We start from the raw sequence: 10,760 nt of genomic DNA, 5'->3' as shown, positions 1-10,760 counted from the left end.
GAGACTGGACCAATGCTCCGCGTGCTCACGGCCGGCGAATCGCACGGCCCCGAACTCGTCGCCCTGATGGAGGGTCTGCCTGCGGGCGTCCCGATCTCTCGCGCGGCCATCCAGGCCGACCTCGCACGCCGCAAGCTCGGCTACGGCCGCGGCTCGCGGATGAAGTTCGAGGAGGACGAGCTGACGATCTCGACCGGCGTGCGCCACGGCTACTCACTCGGGAGCCCCATCGCGCTGCGCATCGGCAACACCGAATGGCCCAAATGGGTCGAGGTGATGGGCGCCGAGCCCGTGGAACTCACCGAGAAGTCCCGGGGTCGCAGCGCCGCCCTCACCCGTCCCCGCCCGGGGCACGCCGACCTCGTGGGCATGCAGAAGTACGGGTTCGACGAGGCGCGTCCGATCCTCGAGCGCGCGAGCGCGCGCGAGACGGCCGCACGTGTCGCGCTCGGTGCACTCGCCCGCGCGTTCCTCTCCGAGCTCGGCATCCGTCTGGTCAGCCACACCCTGTCGATCGGTCCGGTCCAGGCTCCGGAGGGCGCGGCTCTGCCCACGCCCGACGACGTCGACGCGCTCGACGCGGATCCGCTGCGCTGCTTCGACGCCGCGACGAGCGAAGCGATGGTCGCCGAGGTCGATGCGGCCCGCAAGGACGGCGACACGCTCGGCGGCATCGTCGAGGTGCTCGCCTACGGCCTGCCGCCGGGGCTCGGCTCGCACGTGCACTGGGACCGCCGCCTCGACGGCAGGCTCGCCCAGGCCCTCATGAGCATCCAGGCCATCAAAGGCGTGGAGGTCGGCGACGGCTTCGAGACGACCCGCCGCCGGGGCTCGCAGGCCCACGACGAACTGCACATCGCGACCGACGGCATCACGCGCTCGAGCGACAAGGCCGGCGGCACGGAAGGCGGCATGTCGACCGGCACCGTGCTGCGCGTGCGCGCCGGAATGAAGCCGATCGCCACCATCCCCAAGGCGCTTCGGACGGTGGATGTCGCGACCGGCGAGACCGCGGCCGCTCACCACCAGCGCTCCGACGTGTGCGCCGTGCCGGCTGCGGGCGTCGTCGCAGAGGCCATGGTCGCCGTCGTTCTGGCTGAGTTCGTGCTCGAGAAGTTCGGCGGCGACAGCGTCGCCGAGACCCGACGCAACCTCGAGGGCTACCTCGCGGCGATCCCCGACGCGCTGCGCACCACCGCATCCAGCGACGCCGGCCTCGCCGAGTATGACCCCGCAGACTGATCCGATCGTCCTGATCGGCCCGATGGGCGCCGGCAAGACGAGCATCGGCAGGAAGGTCGCGCGCGCTCTCGGTGTGTCGTTCTTCGACTCCGACATCGCGATCGTCCGCGATCACGGTCCGATCGAGGTGCTGTTCACCGAGCACGGCGAGGAGCATTTCCGGGCGCTGGAGCGCCAGGCGGTCGCGGAGGGCCTCGCGCGAGGCGGGGTGGTCTCGCTGGGCGGCGGAGCGGTGCTGCATCCCGACACGCGTGCCGACCTGTCGACGCATCGGGTCATCCTGCTGACCGTCTCGCCGCGGGTCGTGGCAGGACGCGTGCGCGACTCGAATCGCCCCCTGCTGCAGGGGGAGGACGGGCTGGAGCGCTGGACGGCGATCTACGAGGCTCGCCGACCCGTCTACGAAGAACTCGCCGACGTCGCCTTCGACACCTCCAGCGGTCCGCTGCAGAGCGTCGTGGATGCGGTCGTGGCCTGGATCAATGAGAACGCGGACCCCCAGGGTGAGCCGCCGGAGGAGCAGCGATGACCGACGCCACGACGATCAGCGTGAGCGGAGACGCCAGCTACGACATCACGGTGGGACGCGGCATCCTGTCGTCCCTCGCCGACGCAATGCCGCCGGCTGCGCGCAAGGTTCTCGTGATCCATCCGCCGACGCTCGCAGAGCAGGCCGAGAGCCTTCGCGCTCGGCTCGGAGGCGAGCGCGAGGTGCTGCTGGCCGAGATTCCCGACGCCGAGCAGGGCAAGCGCATCGAGGTCGCGGCGTTCTGCTGGCAGGTGATGGGCAAGGCGGACTTCACCCGTACGGATGTCGTGGTCGGATTCGGCGGGGGAGCGGTCACGGATCTCGCCGGCTTCGTCGCCGCGACGTGGCTGCGCGGTGTCGAGGTCGTGCAGGTGCCGACCACGGTGCTCGGCATGGTCGACGCCGCCGTCGGCGGCAAGACCGGTGTCAATACGGCCGAAGGCAAGAACCTCGTCGGCGCCTTCTGGGCGCCGCGAAGCGTGGTGTGCGATCTGGACCTGCTCGACTCGCTGTCGCGGAACGAACTCGTCGCAGGCTACGCCGAGGTCGTCAAGGCCGGATTCATCTGGGCCCCCGAGATCCTCGACCTCGTCGAGGCCGATCCCGAGGCTGCGGTGGATCCGCACAGCGACGCCTTCCGGCGCACCATCGAACTCGCGATCGACATGAAGGCGCGCGTCGTGGGCCAAGACCTTCGCGAGGCCGGCCTGCGCGAGATCCTCAACTACGGCCACACCCTCGGCCACGCGATCGAGCACGCGGAGCGCTACCGCTGGCGTCACGGGGCCGCGATCTCGGTGGGCATGGTGTTCGCCGCCGAGCTGTCGCGGCTCGCGGGACGCCTTCCGGATGCCGCGGCGCAGCGTCACCGCGACATCCTGGACACCCTCGGCCTGCCGACGACGTACGGCGCAGGGCGCTGGCCGACGCTGCTGGCGACGATGCAGCGCGACAAGAAGAGCCGAGGCGGCATGCTCCGCTTCATCGTCCTCGACGACATCGCGAAGCCCACCGTGCTCCAAGCACCTGATGAGTCGCTGCTGTTCGCCGCGTACCAGGAGGTCACGGGCTGACACCGGCCCGTCGACGAGGTACATCCATGACGGCATCCACCGACCCCCGCGTCGCTGTTCGGCGCATCCGCGCCGACGAGTGGCAGGCCGTGCGCGCGCTGCGCGTCGAGGCGACGAACGACCCCGATGCGTCGATCGCCTTCCTCGAGAGCCCCATCGACGTCGCGTCGCGGACCGACCAGTTCTGGCAGGAGCGCAGCTCGGACGCCGCCGAGAGCGAGGTCGCCGCGCAGTTCGTCGCGATCGTGCGCGACGTGTGGGTGGGCAGCGCATCGGTGCTGGTGCGCGCGACCGGGCAGGTAGATCACCTCGGCCGGTACGTCGACGATCGACGCGCCGATGTCGTGGGCGTCTACGTCAGCCCCTCGTTCCGGGGCTCGGGGGCGATCGATCTGCTGCTCACCGCGGCCGCGGAGTGGGCGGGAAGCCTCGGCCTCGCACAGATCTTCCTCGACGTCCACCGCGACAACGCGCGCGCACAGGCGGCGTACCGCCGCTGCGGGTTCGCGCCGACGGGTGAGACCCTGTCCAGTCCCATCGGCCCCGAGATCGTGATGGGCAGGGCGCTGCCGCGACGATGACGCGGCGGTCGTTCCCCTCGCTGATATCGTGCGAGCATGAGCGCCCCCCGCCGACTCCTGCTCGTCAACGGACCGAACCTCAACCTCCTCGGCACGCGCGAGCCCGCCATCTACGGATCTCAGACCCTGTCCGACGTGGAACGGATCGCGACGGACGCCGCAGCCGCCCGCGGCTTCGACGTCCGTGCCCTGCAGAGCAACCATGAGGGCGTACTGCTGGATGCCATCCATGCGGCACGCGAGGACTGCGCGGGGATCGTCATCAACCCCGGCGGCCTCACGCACACCTCTGTTGTTCTGCGCGACGCCCTGGCAGGCGTATCGCTGCCGGTGGCCGAGGTGCACATCTCGGACGTGATGAAGCGGGAGCCGTTCCGCCACCACTCGTTTGTCGCCGACGTCGCGATCGTGCACGTGATCGGCGAGGGCGTGCCGGGCTACGCGACCGCGATCGCACGCCTCATCGACGTCATCACGGGCCAAGCGGACGGATGAGCGCTTGATCTCGGCATTTCCCCTCGGGTCGCGCAGGCCCGAGTGAACGCCCGCGGGTGCCGCCGGTAGTGGGGGCGGAGCATCCCGTAGAATGTCCTGTCGGGCCGTACGTTCCGATACGCGCGCCGCCCGACACTTCTCCTACGAACGGACTTCCTCACCTCATGGCTTCCACCGCAGACATCAAGAACGGCGTCGTCCTCAGCATCGACGGCCAGCTCTGGAACGTCATCGAGTTCCAGCACGTGAAGCCGGGCAAGGGTGGCGCGTTCGTGCGCACGAAGCTCAAGAACGTCGTCTCGGGCAAGGTGGTGGACCGCACGTACAACGCGGGGGCCAAGATCGAGATCGAGAACGTCGACCGCCGCGACTTCACCTATCTCTACAACGACGGCGACAACTTCGTCTTCATGGACGTCGACGACTACGACCAGATCACGGTGGGGGCGGCGACCGTCGGCGACGCGTCGAACTTCCTGCTCGAGAACCAGCAGGTGCAGATCGCGCTGAACAACGGCAACCCGCTGTATGTCGAACTGCCGGCATCCGTCATTCTCGAGATCACCTACACCGAGCCGGGCCTGCAGGGCGATCGCTCGTCGGCCGGCACGAAGGCCGCGACCGTCGAGACGGGGTACGAGATCCAGGTTCCGCTCTTCGTCGAGACCGGCACCAAGGTCAAGGTCGACACGCGCACCGGGGACTACCTCGGCCGCGTGAGCTGAGCGCGGGGAACCGCCCTTCATGAGTGCTCGAACCAAGGCGCGCAAACGCGCGCTCGACATCCTTTTCCAGGCGGACGTCCGCGGCGACGAGGTCGCAACGGTGCTCGCCGCCGAGGCGAAGCGCGCCGCGAACGAGCCGGCCCGCGAAGCATCGTGGCTGTATGCCCGCGAGATCGTCGACGGCGTCATCGACAACCGCGACGCCATCGACGAGCAGATCACGACATTCGCCAAGGACTGGTCGCTCGGGCGGATGCCCGCGGTCGACCGCGCGGTGCTCCGCATCGGGGCATGGGAGATCCTCTACAACGACGCCGTGCCCACCGCGGTGGCGATCGATGAGGCGGTCGATCTCGTGAAGGAGTTCTCGACCGACGAGTCCGGCTCCTTCGTGCACGGCGTTCTCGCCCGCATCGCGCGCTCGTCCTGATCACCGCAGCCGCGGCGGGGCGTCTGCGGTACTTGCGAGGAGGGATGCCGTGAACCAGCCCTTCGTCGATTCCGTCCAGATCCGGCTCATGGCCGGCGATGGCGCCTTCGAGCGAGGTGTCGCGTACTTCGCCGCAGGAGCGGTGCGCTCGATCACGTGGGATGCGCCCTCCTCGACGATCGAGTCGGTCGTCGACGGCAGCGGACGGTCGTCGTACCGGTGCCGCGTCCGCCTCGATCCCCGGCGGCCAGAGCGTCCGATCGCGGCGACGTCGTGCACCTGCCCGGTGCAGTTCGACTGCAAGCATGCCGTAGCCACTCTGCTGGCGGGCAACAGGCTCGCCGCCGAAGCGCCTGCGCCGCGGGCGGCATCGTGGCGGTCGCTGCTCGAACCGACCGTGCCGAACCCGCGCGACGCGGCGACGCTCGCACTCGGGGTGGAACTGCGCCAGCGCATCCTCCGGGGCGCGTCGTCGTGGACTCCGGCCCGCGTCGAGACGGCGACGGCGCGCGGACTGCACCAGCACGGTGCCGACGTGCTGGTGGGGCTGCGCCCACTCGCCCGCAGCGCGCGGTCGAACGCGTGGGTCAAGGGCACCGTCTCATGGGATGCTCTGCGCCGCCCCAACACCGTGTTCGACCCGGAGCAGTCGCGCTGGTTCGCCGAACTGCACAGCATCGGGCGCGACGTCCGCAGCTTCGGTGCCTTCTCCGACGTCTCGGAATGGCTCACGCTCGACGACATCGAGTCGAGCCTGCTGTGGTCGCACCTCGCCACCGCCCCGGAGCGCAGCATCCCTCTCGTCTCGACGAAGCGGACCATGACGGTGTCGGTCGCCGGCGAGGCGAGTGTGGCCGTGCGCGCGAGATCGACCGAGAACGGTCTCGAGGTCTCACCGCACGTGATGATCGACGGCGAAGATGCGGATGTCGCTTCTGTGCGCCCGATCGGGCGCTCCGGCGTGTACCGTTTCCTCGTCCAACGGGACCGCATCGACCTCACGCTCGCCGCGGTGGCACTGCCCGATCCGGTGCCGGCGCTGCTCGCCTCCCGTGAAGCGGTCACGATCCCGGCGTCTGAGACCGAAGAGTTCGTCTCCCAGCACCTTCCGCAGATCTCGCGCCGTGTCGCCGTGGAAGCCCCGGGTATCGAGATCGCTCCGGCGCCTCGCCCGACGCTCGTCGTCACCGTCCGCTTCCTGCCGTCGCACCGCCTCGACTTCCTGCTCGCATGGCGCTACGGCCTCGGCGACCCGCTCGCCTACGACGCGCCGCCTTCGCCGGATCGCGATGCCGCCGCCGAGGGACCGATCCGCGCGCGCGTCGAGACGCTCTGGAGCGATGCCTCGCCCATCGAGTTCTCGCCGTCGGGAAGCGTGTCGGGCCTCGAAGCCGCGGAGTTCGCATCGCGCCTGCTGCCCGTGCTCGAGGCCGACCACGACGTCACGGTCGACATCAGCGGTGAGCGCCCTCGCTACCGCGAGCTCACCGGAGACCCGCGCATCGAGGTCTCCAGTGTCGAGACCACCGATGCGGACTGGTTCGACCTGGGAGTGGTGGTCAGGATCGACGGACGCAGCATCCCGTTCGGAGCCCTGTTCTCGGCGCTGACGAGAGGACGCAAGAAGATGCTCCTCAGCGACGGCGCCTACTTCTCTCTGGCTCACCCGTCGCTGCAGCGACTGCGCGACCTCATCGACGAAGCCGGTGAGCTCGACGAGTGGGAGACCGGGCCTCGCATCAGCCGGTATCAGACAGATCTCTGGGCCGACTTCGAGGATGTCGCCGACGAGGCGGAGCCCGCTCTGTCGTGGCGAGCCACGGCCGAAGGGCTGCGCGACGCGCAGGGGGTGCCGGTCGCGCCGCTGCCGCCGGGCCTTCACGCAGAGCTGCGACCGTATCAGCGCGCCGGATACGACTGGCTCGCGTTCCTCTGGCAGCACCGTCTGGGCGGCATCCTCGCCGACGACATGGGGCTGGGCAAGACGCTGCAGATGCTGGCGCTCATATCGCACACGCGCACGGCGGGGGAGACGCGCCCTCTCCTCGTCGTCGCTCCCACCTCCGTACTCTCGACCTGGCGCACGGAGGCGGCGCGGTTCGCCCCGGATCTGCGCGTAGTCGTCATCGGCGCCACGCAGTCCACGCTCGGCACGAGCGTGACGGATGCCGCGGCATCCGCTGATCTCGTCGTCACGTCGTACACGCTCCTGCGTCTCGACGAGGCCGAGTTCGTCGGCGTCGAGTGGGCCGGAGTGGTGCTCGACGAAGCTCAATTCGTCAAGAACAGCCAGACCAAGATCTATCGAGCGGTGCGGGCGCTGCATGCCGACGTCGTCTTCGCCGTCACCGGGACGCCGCTGGAGAACAGCCTCACCGAGCTCTGGGCACTGCTCTCGTTGACCGCCCCCGGCCTGTTCGCCTCCTCGCGTCGGTTCCGCGAGGAGTACGTCGGGCCGATCGAGAAGGGCAAGGTGCCGGGCAACCAGGAGGGCGGCGAGTATCGCGCGCGACGCCTCGCCCGGCTGCGGCGGCGGATCCGTCCGCTGGTGCTGCGGCGCACCAAAGAGCTCGTCGCAAGCGATCTGCCGCCCAAGCAGGAGCAGGAGGTGCGCATCGAGTTGAACGCGGCGCACCGGGTGCTCTACGACACCGTGCTCCAGCGCGAGAGGCAGAAGGTGCTGGGCCTGCTGGACGACCTCGATCGGAACCGGTTCATCGTGTTCCGCTCGCTCACGCTGCTGCGGATGCTGAGCCTCGCGCCCGAACTGATCGACCCGGCTCATTCCCACATCGCCCCGAGCAAGCTCACAGCGCTGTTCGAGCAGCTCGATGAGGCGCTGTCCGAAGGGCACCGCACTTTGGTGTTCAGCCAGTTCACGTCCTTCCTCGGCATCGTCGCCGCTCGGCTTGAGGAGCGCGGCATCCCCTACGCATACCTCGACGGGTCGACCCGCGACCGCGACGCGGCGATCGCGCGGTTCCGCGGGGGCGAGGCCCCGGTGTTCCTGATCAGCCTCAAGGCGGGCGGATTCGGGCTGACCCTGACCGAGGCCGACTACGTGTTCATGCTCGATCCGTGGTGGAATCCCGCGGCCGAGGCGCAGGCGGTGGACCGCGCGCACCGCATCGGTCAGGAGCGCAGCGTCATGGTGTACCGACTGATCGCGAGCGGCACGATCGAAGAGAAGGTGATGGCGCTGCAGCAGCGCAAGGCGCGCCTCTTCCGATCGGTGCTCGATGACGACGCACTGTTCGGGCAGGCCCTCAGCGCCGACGACATCCGGGGCTTGTTCGACGCCTGAGAGGGGCGCCGATCCCTTTTGCACGGCCCGTCCGAACGGCCTCGCTCACGCCACTCGCCTAGAATCGACTGGTTCGATACAGGAGGAATCCCATGCGCATCACGGGCCTCGGCCACGCCGGAATGTTCATCGAGACGGCGGGAGGAAGCATCCTCTGCGACCCGGTGATCGGCCCGACGTTCTTCGGATCATGGTTTCCGTTCCCCGATAACCGGGGACTCGACTGGGAGCGCTTCGGCAACGCCGACTTCCTCTACATCTCGCACCGCCACCGCGATCACTTCGACCCCGCGCTCATGCAGAAGCATGTGCCGAAGGACATCAAGGTCCTCCTCCCGGACTACCCGACCGAGGATCTCGAGAACGATCTGCGTGCCCTCGGCTACGACAACATCATCTACACCCAGGCCGGGGTGCCCCTCGAGTTCGGCGACCTCACGCTCATGGTGACCCCGCTGCGCGCGCCGAGCGACGGCCCGATCGGCGACTCGTCCCTCAGCGTCGACGACGGCAGCGCGAGCATCCTGAATCAGAACGACTCGCACCCGCTCGATCTCGAGACGCTGCTCGGCTTCTCGAAGCCCGATGCCTACTTCACGCAGGTGTCCGGCGCGATCTGGTGGCCGATGGTCTACGACCTGCCGCAGGACGCCAAGCAGAACTTCGCCAAGCTCAAGCGCGATGCGCAGAACAAGCGCGCGATGTACTACATCGAGAAGGTCGACGCCGAGCATGTGTTCCCGATGGCGGGACCGCCCATGTTCCTGCGGGACGAGCTCTTCCGCTACAACGGGACCGGGCTCGAGAACGACGCGATCTTCACCGATCAGCGTCAGTTCCTGCAGCATATGAAGGACGAGCGCCCCGCGCAGAAGGGCTACGAGTTCCTTCCGGGCACGGTCGTCGAGATCAGCGGCGGTGAGCTCACCGTCACTCAGACCCTCTATGCGGACGCCGAGATCGACCGGATCTTCGACGAGAAGTGGGACTACCTCGCCGAGCAGCGCGACTCCCGCCAGGGCGAGATCGCGGCGGAGGAGGCCTCCCGCGCACCGGTGCTGCCGCCCGACGAGATGCTCGCGGAACTCAAGGCCTGGTGGGAGCCGCTCCTGCGCCGCGGCCGCATCTTCCGCGACGGAGTCGGCGGTCCGGTCCGGATGACCATCGGAGACCTCGACCTGTGCGTGGACTTCCCGAAGGCGAAGGTCCGCGAATACGCGGGGGAGGAGACCAGCTACTGGTTCACGATCCCCGCCGATCTCGTCTCGACGAACATCCGCGATCACGAGATCGACTGGTCGAACTCGATCTTCCTCTCGATGCAGTTCCAGGCGGGCCGCGTCGGCAAGTTCAACGAGTTCATCTACACGTTCTTCAAGTGCCTCTCGCGCGACCGGATCGAGTACGTCGAGAACTGGTACGCCGAGCAGTCGGATGTCTCGGAGGACATCCAGCTGGAGGAGTGGGTCGTGCAGCGGCGCTGCCCGCATCTTCGCGCGGACCTCTCCAAGACCGCCAAGATCGAGGACGGCGTGCTCACCTGCAGCCTCCACGACTGGAAGTGGGACCTCGCGTCGGGCAAGTGCCTGTCGACCCAGGGGCACCCGATCCGTTCGAGCCGCGCAGACACGGGTGCGCACGACCTCCGTCAGACGAAGGCCGCGCCCGTCGCCTGAACGGCGACCCACGACCCGTTTGTCGATCCTCCACAAGACTTTCCGCGCCAGACGGCGCGAGCCTGTGGCGAGACCGCCAATCTGAGCGATTCCGTATCATCTCGCACACCTGCGCGTCCTGATCACCGTGCCCGACGTCCGGGCGATCAGAACCCGAAGGAGTCACGACATGACCACCATTCCCGTCACGCACGGCGCCGCCGGCCTCGCGGTCCCGACACGCACCCAGCCGATCCGCGCGCTTCTGGCGCTCGAGGCTCGCGCCGAGGCCGGGACCAAGGTGTTCCTCGAGCGCTGGAGCATCCCGGCGCTGCGCGTCGCCCTCGGCGCGGTGTTCGTCGTGTTCGGGGCGCTCAAGTTCGTCCCGGGTGCGAGCCCCGTGGAGTCGCTCGTGATGCAGACGTGGGACAAGCTCACGTTCGGGCTGGTCGGTGGACAGGCGGCGATGATCGCCACCGCGCTCATCGAGGTCGCCGCCGGCGCACTGCTGATCCTCGGCGGCGCGTTCGCGCGCATCGGCCTGGTCGTCCTCGCGCTCGCCTTCATCGGCATCCTGTCGCCGATCGTCCTGCTCCCCGCCGAGGTCTTCGGCACCGCTGGCCCGACACTCACCGGCCAGTACATCTTCAAGAACGCGGTGCTCATCGCCGCCGCGCTCGTGATCGCCTCCCGCGTCCTCCGCGGTCCCGGTCGCGTGCGCTGAGA

At 68.8% G+C, this 10,760-nt stretch carries 10 protein-coding genes; all 10 read left to right on the top strand.

Annotated elements, in window-relative coordinates; genetic code table 11:
• The first annotated feature begins 12 nt into the window (after positions 1-12).
• The 10 genes from aroC to KEC57_RS07910 all read left to right on the top strand — a co-directional run bounded on the left by aroC (position 13) and on the right by KEC57_RS07910 (position 10,758).
• On the top strand, positions 13-1,242 hold the full coding sequence (gene aroC, locus KEC57_RS07955) for a chorismate synthase (protein WP_229384037.1): 1,230 nt from the start codon (positions 13-15) through the stop codon (positions 1,240-1,242).
• Positions 1,226-1,771: a shikimate kinase gene (locus KEC57_RS07950; RefSeq protein ID WP_229384036.1), complete on the top strand. Its 546-nt coding sequence runs from the start codon at positions 1,226-1,228 to the stop codon at positions 1,769-1,771. The genes aroC and KEC57_RS07950 overlap by 17 nt, the downstream gene beginning before the upstream one ends.
• Entirely contained in the window at positions 1,768-2,844 is a 1,077-nt protein-coding gene (gene aroB / locus KEC57_RS07945; protein ID WP_229384035.1) for a 3-dehydroquinate synthase, read from the top strand. The genes KEC57_RS07950 and aroB overlap by 4 nt, the downstream gene beginning before the upstream one ends.
• A gap of 26 nt (positions 2,845-2,870) precedes the next feature.
• Positions 2,871-3,425, top strand: coding sequence for a GNAT family N-acetyltransferase (locus KEC57_RS07940; protein ID WP_229384034.1), 555 nt, complete (start codon positions 2,871-2,873; stop codon positions 3,423-3,425).
• Between the two features lie 36 nt (positions 3,426-3,461).
• Positions 3,462-3,920 carry a type II 3-dehydroquinate dehydratase gene (gene aroQ / locus KEC57_RS07935; protein WP_229384033.1) on the top strand — a complete coding sequence of 153 codons (459 nt, stop codon included), beginning with the start codon at positions 3,462-3,464 and terminating at the stop codon, positions 3,918-3,920.
• Positions 3,921-4,084: 164 nt separating this feature from the next.
• On the top strand, positions 4,085-4,645 hold the full coding sequence (efp, locus tag KEC57_RS07930) for an elongation factor P (RefSeq protein ID WP_229384032.1): 561 nt from the start codon (positions 4,085-4,087) through the stop codon (positions 4,643-4,645).
• Positions 4,646-4,664: 19 nt separating this feature from the next.
• Positions 4,665-5,075 carry a transcription antitermination factor NusB gene (gene nusB / locus KEC57_RS07925; protein ID WP_229384031.1) on the top strand — a complete coding sequence of 137 codons (411 nt, stop codon included), beginning with the start codon at positions 4,665-4,667 and terminating at the stop codon, positions 5,073-5,075.
• A 49-nt stretch (positions 5,076-5,124) separates the two neighbouring features.
• On the top strand, positions 5,125-8,379 hold the full coding sequence (locus KEC57_RS07920) for a DEAD/DEAH box helicase (RefSeq protein WP_229384030.1): 3,255 nt from the start codon (positions 5,125-5,127) through the stop codon (positions 8,377-8,379).
• Positions 8,380-8,471: 92 nt separating this feature from the next.
• Positions 8,472-10,055 carry a Rieske 2Fe-2S domain-containing protein gene (locus tag KEC57_RS07915; protein ID WP_229384029.1) on the top strand — a complete coding sequence of 528 codons (1,584 nt, stop codon included), beginning with the start codon at positions 8,472-8,474 and terminating at the stop codon, positions 10,053-10,055.
• 169 nt (positions 10,056-10,224) lie between these two features.
• Positions 10,225-10,758: a DoxX family protein gene (locus tag KEC57_RS07910; protein WP_229384028.1), complete on the top strand. Its 534-nt coding sequence runs from the start codon at positions 10,225-10,227 to the stop codon at positions 10,756-10,758.
• The last annotated feature ends 2 nt before the right edge of the window (positions 10,759-10,760 follow it).

The sequence above is a fragment of the Microbacterium allomyrinae genome (genome assembly GCF_020682705.1).
GTDB classification, from domain to species: domain Bacteria; phylum Actinomycetota; class Actinomycetes; order Actinomycetales; family Microbacteriaceae; genus Microbacterium; species Microbacterium allomyrinae.
This window is presented reverse-complemented; position numbering and strand designations above follow the sequence as displayed.

Bases quoted from the DNA above. Each gene is read 5' to 3' on its own strand.
- aroC (WP_229384037.1), top strand. From the start codon at position 13: ATGCTCCGCGTGCTCACGGCCGGCGAATCGCACGGCCCCGAACTCGTC.
- KEC57_RS07950 (WP_229384036.1), top strand. From the start codon at position 1,226: ATGACCCCGCAGACTGATCCGATCGTCCTGATCGGCCCGATGGGCGCC.
- aroB (WP_229384035.1), top strand. From the start codon at position 1,768: ATGACCGACGCCACGACGATCAGCGTGAGCGGAGACGCCAGCTACGAC.
- KEC57_RS07940 (WP_229384034.1), top strand. From the start codon at position 2,871: ATGACGGCATCCACCGACCCCCGCGTCGCTGTTCGGCGCATCCGCGCC.
- aroQ (WP_229384033.1), top strand. From the start codon at position 3,462: ATGAGCGCCCCCCGCCGACTCCTGCTCGTCAACGGACCGAACCTCAAC.
- efp (WP_229384032.1), top strand. From the start codon at position 4,085: ATGGCTTCCACCGCAGACATCAAGAACGGCGTCGTCCTCAGCATCGAC.
- nusB (WP_229384031.1), top strand. From the start codon at position 4,665: ATGAGTGCTCGAACCAAGGCGCGCAAACGCGCGCTCGACATCCTTTTC.
- KEC57_RS07915 (WP_229384029.1), top strand. From the start codon at position 8,472: ATGCGCATCACGGGCCTCGGCCACGCCGGAATGTTCATCGAGACGGCG.
- KEC57_RS07910 (WP_229384028.1), top strand. From the start codon at position 10,225: ATGACCACCATTCCCGTCACGCACGGCGCCGCCGGCCTCGCGGTCCCG.